The 18,992-nt window shown below is 46.4% G+C and carries 18 protein-coding genes; 4 read left to right on the forward strand and 14 right to left on the reverse strand.

Annotated features, from left to right (window positions below; all coding sequences use genetic code 11):
• The first annotated feature begins 120 nt into the window (after nt 1-120).
• On the forward strand, nt 121-705 hold the full coding sequence (locus N5C46_RS13250; protein ID WP_034763076.1) for a rhomboid family intramembrane serine protease: 585 nt from the start codon (nt 121-123) through the stop codon (nt 703-705).
• A 43-nt stretch (nt 706-748) separates the two neighbouring features.
• Here N5C46_RS13250 and N5C46_RS13255 read toward each other — a convergent pair whose 3' ends face one another.
• From N5C46_RS13255 to N5C46_RS13285, 7 genes are all read right to left on the reverse strand, one after another.
• Nucleotides 749-2,203: a PH domain-containing protein gene (locus tag N5C46_RS13255; RefSeq protein ID WP_261749027.1), complete on the reverse strand. Its 1,455-nt coding sequence runs from the start codon at nt 2,201-2,203 to the stop codon at nt 749-751.
• Entirely contained in the window at nt 2,196-2,675 is a 480-nt protein-coding gene (locus N5C46_RS13260; protein WP_261749028.1) for a PH domain-containing protein, read from the reverse strand. The genes N5C46_RS13255 and N5C46_RS13260 overlap by 8 nt, the downstream gene beginning before the upstream one ends.
• A 97-nt stretch (nt 2,676-2,772) precedes the next feature.
• Complete coding sequence (gene uvsE, locus N5C46_RS13265) at nt 2,773-3,735, reverse strand: UV DNA damage repair endonuclease UvsE (RefSeq protein ID WP_261749029.1); 963 nt, start codon at nt 3,733-3,735, stop codon at nt 2,773-2,775.
• Nucleotides 3,736-4,014: 279 nt separating this feature from the next.
• Complete coding sequence (locus tag N5C46_RS13270) at nt 4,015-5,529, reverse strand: degradosome RNA helicase CshA (RefSeq protein ID WP_261749030.1); 1,515 nt, start codon at nt 5,527-5,529, stop codon at nt 4,015-4,017.
• Between the two features lie 261 nt (nt 5,530-5,790).
• Nucleotides 5,791-6,480, reverse strand: a complete 690-nt coding sequence (locus N5C46_RS13275) for an alpha/beta hydrolase (RefSeq protein WP_261749031.1) — start codon at nt 6,478-6,480, stop codon at nt 5,791-5,793.
• A gap of 87 nt (nt 6,481-6,567) precedes the next feature.
• Nucleotides 6,568-7,944, reverse strand: a complete 1,377-nt coding sequence (locus N5C46_RS13280; RefSeq protein WP_261749032.1) for a UDP-N-acetylmuramoyl-tripeptide--D-alanyl-D-alanine ligase — start codon at nt 7,942-7,944, stop codon at nt 6,568-6,570.
• Nucleotides 7,945-8,019: 75 nt separating this feature from the next.
• On the reverse strand, nt 8,020-9,090 hold the full coding sequence (locus tag N5C46_RS13285; protein ID WP_261749033.1) for a D-alanine--D-alanine ligase: 1,071 nt from the start codon (nt 9,088-9,090) through the stop codon (nt 8,020-8,022).
• 298 nt (nt 9,091-9,388) lie between these two features.
• Here N5C46_RS13285 and N5C46_RS13290 point away from each other — a divergent pair, with 298 nt between their 5' ends.
• The 3 genes from N5C46_RS13290 (at nt 9,389) to N5C46_RS13300 (ending at nt 12,356) form a co-directional block, all read left to right on the forward strand.
• Nucleotides 9,389-10,576: a dicarboxylate/amino acid:cation symporter gene (locus N5C46_RS13290; protein WP_034763095.1), complete on the forward strand. Its 1,188-nt coding sequence runs from the start codon at nt 9,389-9,391 to the stop codon at nt 10,574-10,576.
• A gap of 125 nt (nt 10,577-10,701) precedes the next feature.
• On the forward strand, nt 10,702-11,253 hold the full coding sequence (locus N5C46_RS13295; RefSeq protein ID WP_261749034.1) for a GNAT family N-acetyltransferase: 552 nt from the start codon (nt 10,702-10,704) through the stop codon (nt 11,251-11,253).
• Nucleotides 11,254-11,270: 17 nt separating this feature from the next.
• Entirely contained in the window at nt 11,271-12,356 is a 1,086-nt protein-coding gene (locus tag N5C46_RS13300) for an FAD-dependent oxidoreductase (protein WP_261749035.1), read from the forward strand.
• A 63-nt stretch (nt 12,357-12,419) separates the two neighbouring features.
• Here the strand turns inward: N5C46_RS13300 and N5C46_RS13305 are convergent, their stop codons facing one another.
• From N5C46_RS13305 to N5C46_RS13335, 7 genes are read right to left on the reverse strand one after another with little or no spacing between them, the layout of a single operon-like run.
• The gene (locus N5C46_RS13305; RefSeq protein WP_261749036.1) at nt 12,420-13,844 is read right to left on the reverse strand and encodes a dihydrolipoyl dehydrogenase family protein; all 1,425 of its coding nucleotides are present in this window, start codon (nt 13,842-13,844) and stop codon (nt 12,420-12,422) included.
• A 12-nt stretch (nt 13,845-13,856) separates the two neighbouring features.
• Entirely contained in the window at nt 13,857-14,438 is a 582-nt protein-coding gene (locus N5C46_RS13310) for a CDP-alcohol phosphatidyltransferase family protein (protein WP_261749037.1), read from the reverse strand.
• Between the two features lie 14 nt (nt 14,439-14,452).
• Nucleotides 14,453-15,112, reverse strand: coding sequence for a TVP38/TMEM64 family protein (locus tag N5C46_RS13315; RefSeq protein WP_261749038.1), 660 nt, complete (start codon nt 15,110-15,112; stop codon nt 14,453-14,455).
• A gap of 12 nt (nt 15,113-15,124) precedes the next feature.
• Complete coding sequence (locus N5C46_RS13320; RefSeq protein ID WP_261749039.1) at nt 15,125-16,093, reverse strand: ABC transporter ATP-binding protein; 969 nt, start codon at nt 16,091-16,093, stop codon at nt 15,125-15,127.
• A complete protein-coding gene (locus N5C46_RS13325) occupies nt 16,090-16,887 on the reverse strand; it encodes an ABC transporter permease (RefSeq protein ID WP_261749040.1) in 798 nt (265 codons plus the stop codon). The genes N5C46_RS13320 and N5C46_RS13325 overlap by 4 nt, the downstream gene beginning before the upstream one ends.
• A gap of 9 nt (nt 16,888-16,896) precedes the next feature.
• Nucleotides 16,897-17,757, reverse strand: coding sequence for an ABC transporter permease (locus N5C46_RS13330; protein WP_261749041.1), 861 nt, complete (start codon nt 17,755-17,757; stop codon nt 16,897-16,899).
• A complete protein-coding gene (locus N5C46_RS13335; protein ID WP_261749042.1) occupies nt 17,738-18,967 on the reverse strand; it encodes an ABC transporter substrate-binding protein in 1,230 nt (409 codons plus the stop codon). Before N5C46_RS13335 ends, N5C46_RS13330 begins: the two co-directional genes overlap by 20 nt.
• Nucleotides 18,968-18,992 lie beyond the last annotated feature (25 nt).

Genomic DNA, 18,992 nt, shown 5'->3' on the forward strand with positions numbered 1-18,992 from the left:
CTACTCTTGTCCTGTCCTGCATATTTTAATAATGAACTCCACTCGTGATTTTCATCTTTTTCTTATACTATAGTACTAACTGTTATTTTTGCGTACCAAGCCCATTTAGGAGGATACACTATGTTTGTACGAACGGAAAGTTTTTCTCAATTTTTACGATACTATCCTATTATTTCCTTGATCGTCCTGATTCATATCGCCCTATTTGCAGTCAGTGCCCTTCCCATCTTCCCTCAATTATGGGTGTATGAGCAACTCGCTGGTGTGAATGTATTCATAAAAGAAGGGGAATGGTGGAGACTGATCACACCGATATTCGTCCATATGGGTTTTGCCCATCTATTATTCAACTCGTTTTCTCTCGTCCTATTCGGACCACCTCTTGAGAAACACCTTGGAAAGGCAAAGTTCCTTGCCCTTTACCTAGCAAGCGGTGTGTTTGCCAATATCATCACTTATCTAATCAAGCCTCTTACCTATAGCCACGTCGGTGCTTCAGGAGCCATCTTCGGGTTATTCGGCTTCTATATTGCCATGATCGTTCTGAAAAATCATTTCATCACCAGGGAAAGCCGGCAGATCATCCTTCCTATCGTGATCATCGGGGTCGTAATGACCTTCATGCAGTCAGGCATTAACATTACCGCCCATATCTTCGGATTGATCGCAGGCTTCGTCATCGGATGGATTTCCGGGAGGAAATAAGAATGAGCAAGAAGCGGCCGGAATGAACAGGCCGCTTCTTTGTTTATATACTATGGGAAAACCAGGAGGCAATCCTTTTCAGATCCTCTTTCTTAAGGTCCCTCACCTGACTCGCATAACCGGCTGCTCCTGATTTCACCGTAGTCGTGAGACTCCCCAATCCTTTTCTTGCCTGAAACCAGCTCTCTTTCGTATCAAGGGACTGAATCCGATTTTTCTTCATATACATCGTATTCTTCAATACCCCTCTATACCGTAAAGATAACTGCCCCCCATCGATTCTGAATCCGCCTGCGCGGTATTGATAGTAGCCGAGCACTCCAAAAGGCAGGATCAAGAGCGCTGCCCAAATACCATATGGCCAGAAGAAATAGCAGGCGGCAGCGACGGGGACCAATACCCAGACCGATTGTCTGAATACATATCTCCTCATGGCACTTACCGGCAGCCCTTCAAAATCATCATGGATGATATATTGGGGAAACAATCCATTTAACAACTCCGGAACTTGTTCCTTCTTAATAATCGGGAACAACTTAATACTCGTACTGTCTTTCTCTAAAACAGATCCACCGGCATTTTCAATATGCACGGTGCAATACCCAATCAGCTGCCTGATCGGGTTCTCCACTATCCGGATCCCCTGCACCCGGTTTAACGGGACCGTCACCTGCTTCTTTTCAAGCAGTCCTCTTGTCATGACAATATGGTCATCCACTATTTTGATTTTAAAATCACCATAAATGATAAATGTCCAGACGATCGATAGGAACCAGGCAAGAATCAGACCTATAAATGCCGTCAATGCGACGATGAACACGCCACTTTTTATAAACACGGCCACTTCTTCATATACAGCCTTATAGGGAATGAGTTCATTGAATTGCGATAAGAATAAGGCAACCCCTGAAATAATGACCCCTACTCCTCCAGAGGTCGCCGCAAGAACCCAGATGTCTTTTTGACCTAGGGTGAAAAAAGGTTCATCTTCCTGAATGGCAGCCTGCTCCAGAGAAGAATCCTCCGTCACGCTCTCACCCTTCTTCTCCCGATAAATCATCTGTTCTAAATCCAGTGCTTCCTCCTTAGAAATCGCGGTCAGTTCCGCTTCCGACTCCCTGGAACTTGAAGACCCCGCTGTTTCGACCTTCACCTTTACAAGCCCAAAAGGACGGTGCAAAATGCCTTCCGAGAAGTTCAGACTCTGGATCCGTTCAATCGGGATATAACGCTTCTTTTTCACAAACAGCCCGTACTCGATCCTCAGTTCGCCCTCTTCAAGCCGGTAGGTAAAACGAAGCCACTTAATGATTCCGAAAACAAGAACGATGACAAGGACAAGAGCCATGGATAGAAGCGGCATATAATCCCAAAATCCATTCTTCTCCCCCCGATTGTTTATGACAAACAAAAATACGAACGGAACAATCAAATCTTTCAGTTGTTTAACAAAACTCGCCACAGCAGATATTGGGTGAAGCCTTTTATGTTCAGACATCATCTTCCGCCACCCTTGCCAGCTGCGATATCGAATTCCTCAGTTCATCCGCTTCTTCCATGTCCAAAGCAGGGATTTCGTGGACGTTTGCTGCAGTGGAGATGGTAATCGTCGACAGCCCGTATTTTTTTAGAATCGGCCCCTGCACTGTATCAACATGCTGAACTCTCACCATCGGAACCAGCGTACGTTTCACAATCAGTATTCCCCTCTGCAGTTCAATTTCCTGTTCCCTCACTTCATACCGCCACCTTTTCCACTTGATGGTCGGAAGTAAAAATACGAACAAATATGTAAAGAGGATCACTACACCTACAGCTATTACGGTCACCCAATGGGACCAATCAAATATATACGTCAAAACAATGGCTCCGACTGCCAAGGCAGCCACGATCAACGATTCCAGCACTCCATATATCTTCCATACTTTCAAAGCCATTGGCGATATTCTCTTTTGCGGTTCCCCTATCATTCAAATCCCCCTCTCTCTTTTACTAAATCTTACAGTAAATATACGTTTCGGAACAGAGATGGTTTCAGATTGTGGGGAGAATTAAATTTCATGACATCTACTTCACTATAAAGGAACTTTTATCGACCCATTCAATTCCTTCCTTTCCTTGCAAATCCTCTACCAGTCTGAATAGCGCATCATCCTTTTTCTTGGCTTCGATCATACAATCGATTTCATCGACTGAGCCTTTCATTCCGTGTAAAAAGTCAAGGAACATCCCGGGATCGATGAAATCAGCATGGGCCTTGTACTCTTCCCGGGACCGGGGGCTGGATATATGGATCTTCACCGGCAAAGGCGATTGACTCCACGTCCCAACCACTCTATCCCAATCCAGCAGCCAGTCCCTTTCGTTATAGGCCAGATGGTGATGATAATCAAACACAAGAGGGATGCCGAGTTTCTCACACAAATAAAGGGCATCCGCCGCGCTGAACACCGTATCATCGTTCTCAAGAATGATCATCCGCTGAAGAGAGACCGGAGTCAGCCCCCAATTATGAATAAATTGCTCCAGTGCCTTTTCCTTATCTTCATATGCCCCACCCACATGAAGAACACAGCGGTGGGTCGGATCGATCCCCATCCCCTTTAACAAAGCTTCGTGCATCTTCAACGTCTTCAACGTGTTCTTCAACACATCCACATCACTGGAATTCAGCAGAACAAAGTGATCAGGATGAAAACCGACCCTCATGGGATGAAGCTTCAAGTATTCTTCAATCTCCCGGAGTTCTTCCTGTAACGGAGAGATGAAATCCCATCCCTTCAATTCAGGATGATTTGCAAGAGGGATCAGTTTTGAACTGAATCGAAAGAAGTGGATTTCATTCAGGACATTATGCTTTAAAAGCCTGAGGCAGTTGTGTAAATTCGACCGGGCGATCCGTTCTAATTTATGGATCGCTGCTTCTCGATCCTTTATGCCCTCGAATTGCTTATAGGTCATCGTTTGGGAAGGGGATGCATTTTGAAGGTTCATGCTCATGGCAACATAGCCGAGTTTTACGAGTGTCATGGATGTTGGACTCCTTTTTTGGGTTAGTATGTGCGCTCTCTGGGGGAATTATCTTGCGGGTTTTGAATAGGTGACGGGTTTTGAATAGGTGACGGATTTTGTTTCTCCTTGGGTTTCATATTGAAGGGATTCTTTGCGTCATTTTAGGTGGTAATTGTGTGTTTTTACATAAATTGGAATTCGTTGCTCTTCATCCGATCCGCCCCCACCCCACTTCCCAAACGAACCAAACAAAAAAACACGACAACCCCTAAAGGTCATCGTGTCCTATTGATCTAATCAAGAATTGTTATAAGATTTACGTTTGCTTGAAGATTGTGGTCTGCCGCCGCCAGTACGGTTGCGGTCTCCGCCACGGCTTCCGCCTCCGCGATTTCCACCGCCGCTGCGTGAAGATCCACCGCGACTTCCGCTGCGTGCTCCACCTTTGTATCCACCACGGTTACCGCCGCCACGATTTCCGCCGCCTCTTGATGGCAGTGGGCGTTCTTCCGTGATTTCTACAGGAGTCGTATCCGGCTCTTTCGTCAATACACGGATCGCTGCAGCAACTGCTTGAACAGGATCGTGATCTCCAAGGAATTCTTCTGCTAATGGATAGTAATCTTTAAGATCGCTTTCCTTCGCCGCTTCAACCAGCTTCTCTAGTGCCAGGCGTTGCTGACCTTCAAGTGCTTCGTTTAAGCTAGGTGGCTTAAGGGCCGTCATTTTCTTCTTCGTTGTTTGTTCAACGATCTTCAGGTAACCCATTTCTCTTGGTGTAACAAAAGTGATGGACATACCTTTCTTACCTGCACGACCTGTACGTCCGATACGGTGAACGTAGCTTTCAGGGTCTTGAGGAATATCAAAGTTGTAAACATGCGTTACGCCTGAGATATCTAATCCACGGGCAGCAACGTCTGTTGCAATCAGGATATCGATGCGTCCTTCTTTGAATTTCTTAAGGACCGTCATACGACGGGCTTGAGAAAGATCTCCGTGAATACCTTCTGCAAGGTAGCCGCGGATGCTAAGAGCACGCGCTAATTCGTCTACTCTGCGTTTTGTACGGCCGAATACAATCGCAAGTTCAGGTGATTGTACGTCGATTAAACGGGAAAGTGTATCGAATTTTTCTTTTTCGCTTACTTTCGTGAAGTACTGTTCGATATTCGAAACGGTTACTTCTTTTGATTTCACTTTGATTACTTCCGGCTCTGTCATGAAACGGTTCGCAATGCGACGGATCGGATCCGGCATTGTGGCAGAGAATAGAAGTGTTTGTCTTGTGCTTGGTACAGTCTCAAGGATGCTTTCGATGTCTTCGATGAAGCCCATGTTCAGCATTTCGTCTGCTTCGTCAAGTACTAATGTTTCAACGTTTTCAAGGTTGAGTGTTTTACGTTTGATATGGTCAAGTAGACGACCTGGTGTACCGACGATGATATGAGGGTTCTTTTTCATCGCACGGATTTGACGCTGGATGTCCTGACCTCCATATACGGATAGGACGCGGGCACGCTTGTCAGCTCCGATACGGTATAACTCTTCAGAAACCTGGATCGCAAGTTCACGTGTTGGTGCAATGATAAGGGCCTGGACTTTAGGGTTCTTGACATCGATCTTCTCGATCATCGGAATACCGAATGCTGTCGTTTTCCCTGTTCCTGTTTGTGCCTGACCGATGATATCCTTACCTTCTAAACCGACTGGAATCGTACTTGCCTGAATTGGTGTTGCTTCTTCAAAGCCCATACGTTTGATTGATTTCAACGTAGATGCGCTTAAGTTTAAATCTGCAAACTTAGTCAATGTTACATTCTCCTTTAATTTACATCTTTTATAACTAATCAATATCTGATTATATTTTTAGGTCGGAACGAAATCTTATCCACCGAAAGACTTCGGTATCTAATCTAAAACCGTCTATATGAGATGTTTAGTTTTATGTTTGGTACAAAAAAATACACTCTTCAAAATAGAAGAGCTAGCACGTCCAACAAATTAAGAACTATGTTGTAGTTATGTTACCACTTCTAGAAATGAATTTCAATCTAATGTCAAATAGTCAATCTATTCAATTTGAAGGAATTGGTAGATCTTATCAAAAAGTTCGTGCTTATCTTGGCTGTGACATATCAAGTGTTTGGCTTCAGGGGAATAAAATAGGTTTTTCTTCTTTGAGGAAATAGTCTCATATATATATTTCGCAGCTTTAGGGGGGACTATTCCATCATTCTTTCCTTGGGCGATAAAGGTTGGGATGCTTACCTCCCGAAGGAGCGGACGAGCAATACGGACGACTTTCCTGAATTCGTATGTGGACAGGATCGGGGTTTGGGTCACTTTGAATTTGTACCGTTTGTACAGCTCATTTTCCAGTATATTTCCCTGTATTCCTTCTTTAATTAAATTTCCAATATCTTTCAGTAATTGCTTGGCATTTATATAATAGGCCGCCGCACTTAACAGGACGAGCTTATCTACATCATATTTGACCGAAAGATACGAGGCAATCAATCCGCCCATTGAGAATCCGATTACGTACACTTCGTCACATGTGTTCAACAGGGCTTTCAGCTCGGACTCGGCATGTTCGATCCACTCGATATGCTTAATCCCTTTCAGTTCGAGGGTTTCCCCATGACCCGGAAGAGTCGGCACGACGATTTTCCAATCGGTTCTGTCCTGGAGGAATTCAGCCAGGGGTTCTACTTCAAACGGACTCCCGGTGAAACCATGGATTAATAAACAACCGATCATGTTATCCCCTCTTACTTATTAAAAGGTAGGGAGCGAGCCACTCTCCCGGCTTAAGCTCATTTTGCTCATTTCAATGAAGGTTTAAACTTATCCCTTTAATCCTTCAATGATTTCTTCCAGTTTCATTCCTCTGGAAGCCTTAAATAGAATCAATTCATCCCCTTTGATCAAGGAAGACAGTTCCTGAGCCAGACTCTCTTTGTCCATAAAAGAGTGCACGCGCTCTTCAGGGAAATTCTCGAGTGCCCCTTTTGCGATGAACGTTCCAAGCCGACCAAACGTGAACACTTGCTGAACCTTTTCCTGATCGATCAAGCGTCCGATCTCTTGATGGAATTCTTCTTCGTCATCTCCAAGTTCGAGCATATCACCGAGGACAAGGATTTTTGTGCGGAATCCTTCCAGCTCTGACACCAGTCCGATGGCCGCTTTCATGGAAGTGGGGCTCGCATTATAGGCATCGTTGATGATGCTTTCGCCTTTCTTCCCTTCCACCATTTCCATCCTCATCTGAGTCAGCTTCAATGATCGCAGGCCTTCTTTCATTTCATCCACACTGAGTCCGAAATGACGGGCGATCAGGATACCGGCCAGGGCGTTATGGATATTATGCTGTCCCAATACAGGCAGGAAGAACGTTTCGCCTTCAGCAACAGAAGTCTCAAAATAACTTCCTTGATTGTTCATTTCGATCTTTGTCGGGTAAATATTATTGGATTCACTTCTTCCGAATGTCTCCATATTCTTGATGCCAATCCCCTTCACGCCTTCCTGCAGAAGCGGTTCATCTCCGTAGTAGGCAAACAACCCGTCAGGTTTAAGGCCTTTGACAATCTCGAGCTTTGCCTTGGCGATGCCTTCACGGGAGCCAAGATCCTGAAGATGGGATTCTCCGATGTTCGTGATGATGGCAGCATCAGGCTGAGAAATGTTAGATAGGAGCTCGATCTCGCCAAATCCGCTCATCCCCATTTCAAGTACAGCCACTTCCGAGTCCTGTGGCAGGGAAAGGATCGTTAACGGCAGACCGATATGGTTATTATAATTCCCCTGTGTTTTATGCACTCGGTACTTTACAGATAACAGATTGGCCACAATATCCTTGGTCGTCGTTTTCCCGTTGCTTCCTGTAATACCGATTACCTTTAGATCCAGCTCATGGCGGTACTTGTTCGCTAAAGCCTGAAGGGCAAGGAGTGGGTCCTCCACCACGATCACAGGTATATCCTCAGGAGGATTTGGGACATTCACATCCCATAGTGCTGCAGAGGCTCCATTCTCAATGGCCTGACGGACAAACTGGTGACCGTCCACATTCTCCCCCTTAAAAGGAACAAACAGATTGCCACTTTCAATTTTTCTCGTATCGATGGAAACACCTTTTACAATCACTGAATCAAATGCAGAAAGGTCATTTTTCACATCAAGCATGGTACATATCTCTCTAATCGTCTTTTCGAACATGCGTTTTCTCCTTTTACTCATTTTTCATCAAAATAGACCAGGGACTGCCTCTAGATGTGGTCAGTCCCAAGTTGTTTACATCGTATGTTTGATCGTTTGTTTGTCTTGATAGCGTTCCAAACCAAGCTCCACTAGTTTCCCGATCAGGGTAGGATAATCGACTCCAGTGTGTTTCCAAAGAAGCGGGAACATGCTGTACGGTGTGAAACCTGGCATCGTGTTCACTTCGTTCATGTAAATCTGACCGTCTTCCGTCAAGAAGAAGTCTGCACGCACAAGTCCTGAACAATCCAGGGCTTTGTATGACTGAATCGCAATTTCCTTCATTTCATTGTAGATGCTTCCTTCTACTTCTGCAGGAATGATGAGGGCTGTATCCCCATCTTCATATTTGGCTTTATAATCGTAGAAATCTTTCTTAGGTACGATCTCTCCTGCCACGGAGCATTCGGGCTGATCGTTGCCAAGTACGCCAAGCTCAATTTCCCGGGCCTTCACGCCTTCTTCGATGATGATCTTACGGTCGAATTGGAATGCTTCTCTGAAGGCAGCCGCTAATTCCTCACGGGACGTACACTTGCTGATCCCTACAGATGAACCTAAGTTGGCAGGTTTTACGAAGCATGGGTAACCAATCTCTTCTTCCACCTGTTTATAGGCAGATTCCGGGTTCCCCTTCCACGTACTGCGGATGAACCACGTGTAGTTGACTTGAGGAATGCCCGCCTGAGCAAATAGATTCTTCATAATGACTTTATCCATTCCGGCAGATGAAGCAAGGACTCCGTTCCCTACGTATGGAAGATTCAACAGCTCAAGCATCCCTTGAACCGTCCCATCTTCACCATTCGGTCCGTGAAGCAATGGGAAGATCATGTCATAGCCTTCCGATTCAGAAGGAGCGATCGAAGTACTCAAGGCATTGGGAGCGATCTCTTCGCCTTCTTTAAACTGCAATGCTTTCACATCTTCAACGGGAGCATTCAATTGTGGTCCTTTCATCCAATTACCTTCCATTGAAATAAAGATAGGGTGGATTTCATATTTATTTAAGTCCAGGGCACCGATTACGGCCTTGGCTGTTTGCAGGGAAACATTATGTTCAGCGGATTTACCGCCGTACAGTAAGCACAACTTCGTTTTCATGTATTTCGTTACCTCCAATATTCACAATAGATGTTTCTATTTTATCACTTTCACCGGAAAGGGAAAGAATGATTCCTTTGGAAAATAAAAATTACCACATTTGTCTTGATTCAAATGGCATTCGGATCACGACCCATTATATATGTATGCAAACGAAAACCAGTCCGGCGACAGTTCTTTCAATTATTATTCTGAATACACTTAAGATTTCGCCTATTTAAAAAGCTATTAAATTATCACTCTATTAGGTGTATAATCCTCGTATTAAAAACATTTGTACTTTCAAGGAGGACACCAGATGAGAAAGCTCGGTTTACTGCCTAAGATCCTTTTAGGTATCGCGTTAGGTATTGTCATTGGAGCATATGCACCAGAATGGTTTGTAAAGATCTTCGCTACATTCAATGGACTATTCGGTAATTTCCTCGGATTTGCGATTCCATTGATCATCATCGGCTTCATCGCTCCGGGGATTGGCTCCATGGGTAAAGGGGCAGGGAAACTTCTCGGATTGACCACTGCCCTTGCGTATGGTTCCACCGTGTTAGCCGGTTTACTCGCCTTTACGGTTGCGAAGTCTATTTACCCAACTTTACTCGCTAATCAAACGTCCCAATCATTTGAAAATCCAGAAGAAGCTCTTCTCAAAGGATTCTTCACTGTGGACATGCCTCCGATCATGGGCGTGATGTCAGCACTACTCATCGCGTTCACCATTGGACTGGGAATGGCCGCCATTAAAGGAGATACCCTTCAAAAAGGGATGGATGAATTCAGGAATATCGTGGAACTTGTCATTGAAAAGATCATCATTCCACTTTTACCGATTCATATCCTTGGAATCTTTGCCAATATGACACAAGGCGGACAGGTGAGTGCCATCATGTCTGTATTTGCAAAAGTTTTTGTCATGATCATTCTATTACATCTTGTCTTTTTAGTTGTTCAATATACAGCCGCCGGTACACTGAGAAAGCAGAACCCGCTTTCCATGATGAAAGGGATGCTCCCTGCTTATTTCACGGCACTCGGAACACAGTCGTCGGCGTCAACGATTCCCGTCACCCTTGAACGTTCCAAAAAAATCGGTTCAAGAGAACGGATTGCCGACTTCTCTGTCCCGCTCCTTGCCACCATTCATTTATCAGGAAGCACCATCACACTCGTGAGCTGCGCCATGGCCGTCATGTTCATCCAGGGTGAAGCACTGCAATTCACTCAACTGTTCCCATTCATTTTGATGCTCGGCATCACGATGATTGCAGCACCTGGTGTTCCCGGTGGAGCCGTTATGGCAGCCCTTGGCTTACTTGAAACGATGCTTGGATTCGGACCGACTATGACGTCTCTCATGATTGCCCTTTACCTTGCACAGGACAGCTTCGGAACTGCCTGCAACGTAACAGGCGACGGTGCCATCACATCCATCGTCGACAAACTGACCCAAAAGAAAAAAGCACGGGTCTCCTCCATTAAAGCAAGTTAACCACACAGAGGTCCGTCCCTCACCTTAGAGGGACGGACCTCTGTTTTTTCTTATTATTCATTCTGATTATTCTGGATGTTTTCTGTATAATGGAAATAGTAACACAATAAAGGAGTGCTCATGAATTGAAATTAACCGGTCAGCGTGTAACACTTAGAAAAATAGAAGAGAGAGACCTTCCCCGTCTTTGGGACTATATTTACGGCGACCCTTCCCCCGAGTGGAAAAAATGGGATGCCCCTTATTTTAAACATACGTACGTCCCCTTTGAAGAGTATATGGAATCATCCATCAGAAACAAAAGTCGCAGCGATGAGTTCCAACGGGTCATCGAGGTCGATGGTACCATCATCGGAACCGTCGGATACTATTGGGATTACGAGCCCACCAGATGGCTTGAAGCGGGAATCGTCATCTACGATCCTGCCTATTGGAACGGTGGATATGGAACCGAAGCCTTATCCCTATGGGTCGATCACCTCTTTATGACGAAGGAAATCGGGCGGGTCGGCATCACGACGTGGTCAGGGAATGAACGGATGATGAAGGCCGCAGAGAAAATCGGGATGCAGCTTGAAGGACGTATGAGAAAATGCCGGTACTACAACGGGGTTTATTATGACTCCATTCGCATGGGCATAATCAGGGAAGAATGGGAAGAGAAACGCTCTCTCTAAAAAGGAGAAGACCCACAATGAAAACAATCATCTTAGTCGGTGGCGGACACAGCCACCTCCACTGCATAAAAAAGAGTCGACACCAGGAGGAAAACGTGAAATGGGTCCTCATTTCCCCTTCCCGTTATCAATATTATTCCGGGATGTTCTCCGGGTACACGGAAGGAATCTATTCATTGGAAGAAACCCGGATCGATTTAGAGAACTTGTGTAAAGCTGCCGGCTGTGACTTTGTCGAAAGTGCCGTTCTCTCCATCGATCCCGATCAGCAGCACCTGTTAACAGACAAAGGAGAGATCTTCACATACGACTTTGTTTCATTCGACATCGGATCCCGAAATGACTCAATGGAGATCAAAGGCTTACATACACACAACCTGCCTATCAAACCAAATTACCGGTTCCCCGAGCAAATCCGGAAACTGCAGAAAAGCCGAAAAACCATTTTTATCGGTGGCGGTGCAGCAAGTATTGAAATGGCATTATCCCTGAAAGCATGGAAAAGGGACAAAGGGTTTGACAATCATGCTATCACAGTCGTCCACTCCTCTCCACTATTAGAAAAAGCCGGTATCTTTTCGTCTAAAAAAATGACGGATATCGCCCTCACAAAAGGCGTCGACCTGCATCCGGGGCGTGTGACGAAAGTGGAGGAGTCCCGTTTATATACAGATAAAGGGGAGATCCTCGATTATGAAGAGGTGATTTTCTTGGGAGGACCTAAAGCACCTCCCCTATTCGGGAGCAGCGTGCTTCCGACAGATGAACAAGGATACCTGCTCGTCAACAGCTACCTTCAATCAGTGGAATACCCAAACGTGTTTGGAACCGGTGACTGCGCTACCTTACAAGACTTTCCCGATGTGCCTAAAAACGGCGTAACGGCCGTCAGACAAGGGCCCGTCCTATGGGAAAACTTGAACGGCGCCGCAGCCAATGGAAAAATCATTCCCTTTGAGCCCCAGAATCGATATCTCGCTATCATGTCTGTGGGGGACAAGCGTGGCTTCCTAACCTACGGATCCTTTTCATTGGTCAGCGGATGGGCCTGGAGGTTGAAGGACTGGATCGATCAGCGGTTTATGAGGAAGTATCGGGAGTGAGGGTTAAGCAGCTTCCGCCACAAAAAAACACGACCGCCTCCCAGCAGTCGCGCTGTAAACACCTTATCTAAACAATTCCACATACTTCTTACTAATCACAGGCAATACTCCGTCGAACAGCTTCTCTCTCCAGTATAGGTCCGCTGTCTGTTGAACGGCTGCTGCGTGATTCGGGTAAGGATAGACCATGTTGGATAGGGCACCGATCTTGCTCCCCTTTTCCATTGCAAAGACGACGGGCTGCATCCAGTCCCCTGCACCCGCGCCTACTGCGTGGGCACCGAGGATCTTGCCTTTCAGGTCTGTGATGATTTTGACGAGTCCCTCTGTCTTCTGATCTGCCACGAACCGGTCAACCTCGTCTAACGTTTTCTTATAGACCTTGTATTCCATTCCTTTTTCCACCGCTTCTTCCTCGGTCAAGCCGATATGAAAGATTTCCGGTGTCGTATAGGTTGTCCAGGGCAGCTTGTTATAAGAGACATTTCGTTTCAATCCGAATACGGCGTTCTGGACGACCAGCTTCCCTTCCATTCCGGCACCGTGAGTGAATGGATAGCGGCCGTTCACATCTCCTATGGCGAAAATATGGGATTGATTCGTTCTTAGTTCATCATTCACCTCGATGAATCCCCGGTCGTCGGTCTCCACTCCGGCAGCGGAAAGATTCAAGGATTCTGTACCCGGCTTGCGACCTGTCGCAAGGAATAAAAGGTCCCCCTCAATCGACTGCTCTTCTCCATCTTTTACGTAATGAACCACCTTTAGTCCATCCCGCTTCGACACACGTTTGATTTCCGCTCCAAATACAAACTGAATATCCTTTTCCAATAACCCGGTGGCCACTTCCCGGATTTCCTTATCTTCTTTCACCAGGATTTCATCATGCTGTTCAAGGACAACGGCTTCTGAGCCTAAATGGGAGAAAGCCTGTGCCAGTTCAAGACCGATTGGACCTCCGCCGATGAAGACCACCCGGCTAGGGAGTTCGTCCACTTCGAATACTGTTTCATTCGTATGGTATTCAACATCAAGAAGGCCATCGATTTCCGGGATAAGGGGACTTGATCCTGTCGCCACAACCACCCGCTTCCCGGAGATCCGGTCCTCTTTCTCCACCAGAATGGTATGGGGATCCAGGAACTCGGCTGCCCCGAAATAAATATCGACCCCAAGCTCCAGGAAGCGCTCGGGATCATCGTGCTGTTGAATGTGTGAAATGGCCCCTTTGACTCGTTCTTTTACCTTCTTCATATCGACGGATCCTTTTGTTTCAAATCCGTAATCCGCGGCTGAACGTATGGTCGCCACTTCCCTTGCCGATTGGATGAACGCCTTGGACGGGACACAGCCAAAGTGAAGGCAATCCCCGCCCAGAAGGCCGCTTTTTTCAACAAGTGCCACTTTAGCTCCCAGTGAAGCGGCCCCCGAGGCGACGGTCAATCCGCCTGCCCCTCCTCCTATGACAATTAAATCGTATTGTTCCATCTGAATCTCTCCTTATGAAAGTAGTCGTTTCGCTTCTAGAAATCGTTGGATTCCCGTGTATAACTCCACTGCAAAAAACAGGAGGGTGGTCCACAAGACAATGGTGGGAAATATCATCATGAGACTGAACAGGATGAATCCTTCCGTTCTTTCAGCCAGTCCCGCTTGATAATAGAAGGACTTCATACCCTGCTTCTCTGATACAGCTCCCACAGTCAGGAAAATGGTCATGGAAATGATGATGGAGACACTGAGTAAGAGGAGGGCCCACATGATGTCAGGATGAAGGAAAGCAACCCCGAGGATGACGCTGATTTCAACGATCCGATCAAACGTGACATCCATGACGGTGCCAAAGGGAGATGGTTTGGTCAATCGGGCCATGGTTCCATCCACGGCGTCCAGGAATCCCGACAGCCATAATAAAAGAACGGCCATGATCGGGAAACCCAGGTAATAGACCAGGCCGGTCACAGACCCTATGATGAAGGCGGTGACCGTCACTTGATTGGCCGTTAATCCTTTGTTCAGGAACAGACGCGCCGTTCCCTCTATACTTGGCTGCACCCACTTACGGGCATGCGTGTCTAACATGTACTTCACACCCCTTACTTATCTTCTTTGCCCGATAATCCAAGCCATGCTTTCATCTTCTTCTTAAAAATGAGGGGTACGATGATCATGGCCAAGAAAAACGCTATGGCAATGTATAAATTCGTCCGATCTTCTCCTACCAGGCTTGATCCTAAAAAGACATAGCCAAACGTTCCTGGTAATATTCCGATGGCTGTGGCGAGAATGAATGGAAGGTATCTCACTTTCCCCATTCCGGCCAGGTAACTGATCAAATCAAAGTTCAAGAACGGCACCAGACGCAATACAAGGACATAGATGAAGCCGCTCTCCTCCATCTTTTCCCGTATCTTCACGATGCGTGGCGATGGTCTCTTTAACAGTTTCGCCCCCAGGATGCTTGCTGCATAATAGGCAACCGTCGCACCCCCCAGTGCCCCCAGTACAATGTAAAAGAAGCCTTCCACCGCACCGAAAGCAAGGCCAGCCGAGAACGACAGGATGGAAGCCGGGAAAAGGATCAATGGGCGGACCGTATAAACGACAATAAAGACGATCGGGGCCCATATGCCGAATGACACGATCCAATCCCTGATATCATGAGGCTTTATGTGAAAGAAATTGCGGCTGAGCCACATGAGGAACAGTAATACCGCGATGAATAGAAAGATCTTGCCGATTTCCTTCTTCTTCAATATTCTTCCCTCCTATTCCTCGTTCTGAAACGTTTGAATGTTCTCTTCCTCGGCATATAGCCAAACCGTCCCGTGGGAGGATTCCCATTCAAGGGGGAGATGGAGTTTCTGCTTCAATTCTTCCACCCATATTTCGTGGATGTTCGTTCCAGCTACAAACAGCTTTTGCTGGATCTTTCCCTTCCACTTTGGGTAAGGCAGATTCTGTCCTGAAGCGCTTATGGACAGATGGGAAGCATGAATGAATTGTCTCGGAGACAGTATGAGTCCGTCACTCATGAAAGAAGCGACAAAGGAGGAGCCCGGACGGTAATAGATTTCCTCCGGTGTCCCCGCCTGCAGGAATCGTCCCTCGTGTAACACGGCCACCCGGTCTCCCACCTCATAGGCTTCATCACGGTCATGGGTGACGAACAAGACTGTGGTTCCTTCTTCTTTAAATACGTTCAATACCCACTGCCTCAACTCTCTCCTCAGTTGCAGATCGAGGCTGCTGAAAGGTTCGTCCAAGAGTAACAGCTTTGGTTTCAGAATGAGGGAGCGGATAAGGGACACCCGTTGCTGCTGGCCTCCCGATAGCTCAAAGGGGTAATGATGCATGACTTCACCTAAACCGACTCTTTGAATATAGTCTTTCGCCTTCCTTTTATTTTCACGTTTCTTTTTCCCCCTCATTTCCAGACCGTACATGACGTTTTCAAGAACATTCATATGAGGAAATAACAAAGGCTGCTGAAAGACCATTCCAATCGGTCGGTTTTGAGGTTTGGTTGAAGAAATATCGTTACCATCTATTAATACCTTTCCCTTTGTAGCAGATTCTAAGCCTGAGAGAATCCGCAAAAAGGTTGATTTCCCCGAACCAGACGCTCCCACCAATGAAAGGATCTCCCCTTTCTTCAATGAGAAGGTTACCTCATTCAAAATCTCTTTCTCTTTAAAGGTTTTGGACACTCCCTGGATATGTATGAATGGACTCACTTCCTCTTCCTCCTTCTTAGATGCTGATAAGGGAGTATGAATGTCAAACACCCCTCAAGTATGATGTATAAGATGAGGGGGATAAGGGCGAACACGATGGAGAATGCCGCCATGACCGCTTCATCTGCCGTATCGGTAAATGGGTAATAGACCATTGCAAGGGTTACGACGTTCCCCCCGCCTATGATCGCCGTCAACACGTATTGACTTAAAGAGATGACGATCGTCAGGAACAATACACTGCGTATGCTTGGAAGGAGCAAAGGCAATTCGATATGGTATAAGCGCTTGACGGCACTTCCTCCCAGGATGGTTGATTGTTCGAGTAATTTCGAGCCGATCCGCTCATAGCCTGTTTTAAACATTTTAATGCTGTAAGGAATCGTCGGCACCAAATGAACGAGGGCGACCCCGAGCCAGTGATCGGAGAGGCCATATCGTATGAAGGTAATATGAAGTCCGATGGCAACGACTAAAACAGGAATGAACAGGGGCAGCATCATGAGCGCTTCCATCAACGCTTTCCCCCTGAAAGAAGAAAAGGAAAACACTTTTCCCGCTGTGATGCCGATCAGAAGATTGAGAACCAACACGATTACTGCAATCCATACCGACACCCATACTGAATTCAGAAACCCTCCTTCGTTCATCAAGAGTTCCCACGCCCTTACGCTTGGATCACCCAGAGCAGGACTCCCCCATGCCGCTACACCGTAAAAGCTTTTATACACCAAGAAGAGAAGGGGAAAGGCAAAAAGGATAAAGGATATGCTGTAAAATGACGTTTTTTTCATCATGACCCCCTAATTCCCAATCCCTTTAGTAATGTGCATCCGTTTCTTGTTCGTGAAGTATAGAACGAGCCACATGAGGACCCCGATGCCGAGTCCGGTCATGACAAGGGAGGCAAACGCTAGTGGACGGTCACTCCAGTTACCGCTATAAAACCAATCGTATGCAAGGATCGCAAGCATTTGTGGAGACGTTACCCCCAACAACCGTGGAACTTCAAAGGCGGTAAAGATAAAGGCAAAAAGAATGGCCCCTGTTTCAATGAGGACAGGATAGATGAAGGGCCATTCTGCCACTCTGAACGTTTGATACGGTCCCGCTCCCAATAACGAAGCGACCTCTTTATACCCTTTGGATAGGGTGGCATACACGGGCAACAGCATGAGGGTCACAAAGGGAACTTCTTTCCACACATACGTCAACATGATCCCGATCCCATTCCGGTCCTGTACCAATATAGGAAATTGACTGCGATCGTCAATCCAACCCATCACCCCGGCGATACTTGAAAAAAAGCCGCTCTGATTAAAGAGTAAGTAGACGAGATACGCCCATACAAAATGGGGGACGAGCATCGGGATCCACACCAGCAGTTTATGCCTGGTTTCCTTTAACAATGGAGAGAAGCCCTTGACGATACCCAATCCAATGAAAAGGGACAGGATCGTTGAGACCGCTGTCACAGTCAGACTGAACAGGACAGATGTAATAAAACGATCTTGCTCAAACAATTCCCGGTAATGTTCGAATGTAAAGACTCCCCCGCCCCTTACACTTTCCCACATCGCAAGAACGACCCCGAGTCCCGGGATCAGGAGGAAAAAGAGGAGGCCCGGCAGGAGGAGAAGTGCGTTATTGGCTGGCCACTTCACGGATCCAGTTCTCCTTCAACCATTCAACATAGGCAGCATCAAGCTCACCCTTGAAGTTTTCTTCAAGCTTTGATGCCTCCAGTACACTTTCACCGCGATCGATCTCCATGAACTTCTTCCTCCACTCCTCATCAAGCTTGTCATAGGAAATGGGCGAACTTTCCCCCCAATAATCCGGCTTGAGTTTCTCATACTGCGCTTCCGGGGAGAGAAACTCATTTATGGCCACCAGGGCACCCTCTTTATTGGGACTATTGAAAGGAATAGCGAGGAAATGAGTGTTCCCGATCGACCCGATGTCCTCTAATATGAATGACTTCGTGCTTACCGGAAACACGCCATCCTTGATCAAATGTTCCGCCCTGGCTTCGTTATACCCCATCGTCATCCATACCTCTTCCTGACTATACAACTTATCAAGGTCCGTCAAGGTAGATGGATATGTCTCGCCTTTTCGCCACAGATAAGGCTTCAGGGTGTTTAATTCGTCCCATACTTCCGCTCCGATTTCTTCCGACTTTTCTTCATCAAACCCGTCCCGGGCCAGATTCGAATCCGTTTTGGCATAGAGGAGATGCCTTAGAAATGCATTCCCAGTGAAATCACTTGGGTTAGGATAAGTGAATTTCCCGGGATTCTCTTTCATGAGTGTTTTTAAATCTTCCAAGGTGGCCGGCGGGCTTTTCACTTTTTCACTATTATAGAAAAAAACGAATTGAACTTTTCCCCAAGGGGCTTCGAACCCTTCTGTCTCGGTTCCGAAGTCATATTGAAAGGCGTCACTGTCCGTATCATAGTATTGGTTGTAGTTAGGCAATTTGTCAGTAAAGGAACCTGCCAACAGATCTTGTTCTTTCGCATTTTTAAAATTTTCACCGTTGACCCAGATGATATCGATCGTCCCCTTTTCTTTTCCTGCCCGCTTCTCGGTTTGCAGCTTCTGCAGGATTTCCGGTGTGTCTAAAGGAACCCGGTTCAATTCGATATTGTTCTTTTCTTTTATCATGGGGGCCATGACCTCATCGATATATCGATTGATCCCGTCATCTCCTCCCCACATGAACATATTCACTTTGGTCCCTTCTGCTTTCGACGTGATCGTTCCCCACTCTTCATCAGGTATTTTCCCGCTATCGTTTGCATTTGTCGAACCGCAAGCCGATACTAATAGTAAGAAAAATACACTTACAATCGTTAACCCTATTCTCATCCATCATGCTCCTCTGCGCTTTTCT

The organism is Rossellomorea vietnamensis, from assembly GCF_025398035.1.
In the GTDB taxonomy this organism is placed as follows: Bacteria; Bacillota; Bacilli; order Bacillales; family Bacillaceae_B; genus Rossellomorea; species Rossellomorea vietnamensis_B.

Excerpts from the sequence above, each read along its gene's own strand:
- N5C46_RS13255 (WP_261749027.1), bottom strand. The coding sequence starts at position 2,203 with ATGTCTGAACATAAAAGGCTTCACCCAATATCTGCTGTGGCGAGTTTT.
- N5C46_RS13290 (WP_034763095.1), top strand. The coding sequence starts at position 9,389 with ATGAGAAAGCTCGGTTTACTGCCTAAGATCCTTTTAGGTATCGCGTTA.
- N5C46_RS13305 (WP_261749036.1), bottom strand. The coding sequence starts at position 13,844 with ATGGAACAATACGATTTAATTGTCATAGGAGGAGGGGCAGGCGGATTG.
- N5C46_RS13300 (WP_261749035.1), top strand. The coding sequence starts at position 11,271 with ATGAAAACAATCATCTTAGTCGGTGGCGGACACAGCCACCTCCACTGC.
- N5C46_RS13260 (WP_261749028.1), bottom strand. The coding sequence starts at position 2,675 with ATGATAGGGGAACCGCAAAAGAGAATATCGCCAATGGCTTTGAAAGTA.
- N5C46_RS13250 (WP_034763076.1), top strand. The coding sequence starts at position 121 with ATGTTTGTACGAACGGAAAGTTTTTCTCAATTTTTACGATACTATCCT.
- uvsE (WP_261749029.1), bottom strand. The coding sequence starts at position 3,735 with ATGACACTCGTAAAACTCGGCTATGTTGCCATGAGCATGAACCTTCAA.
- N5C46_RS13335 (WP_261749042.1), bottom strand. The coding sequence starts at position 18,967 with ATGAGAATAGGGTTAACGATTGTAAGTGTATTTTTCTTACTATTAGTA.
- N5C46_RS13325 (WP_261749040.1), bottom strand. The coding sequence starts at position 16,887 with ATGAAAAAAACGTCATTTTACAGCATATCCTTTATCCTTTTTGCCTTT.
- N5C46_RS13280 (WP_261749032.1), bottom strand. The coding sequence starts at position 7,944 with ATGTTCGAAAAGACGATTAGAGAGATATGTACCATGCTTGATGTGAAA.
- N5C46_RS13275 (WP_261749031.1), bottom strand. The coding sequence starts at position 6,480 with ATGATCGGTTGTTTATTAATCCATGGTTTCACCGGGAGTCCGTTTGAA.
- N5C46_RS13310 (WP_261749037.1), bottom strand. The coding sequence starts at position 14,438 with ATGTTAGACACGCATGCCCGTAAGTGGGTGCAGCCAAGTATAGAGGGA.
- N5C46_RS13285 (WP_261749033.1), bottom strand. The coding sequence starts at position 9,090 with ATGAAAACGAAGTTGTGCTTACTGTACGGCGGTAAATCCGCTGAACAT.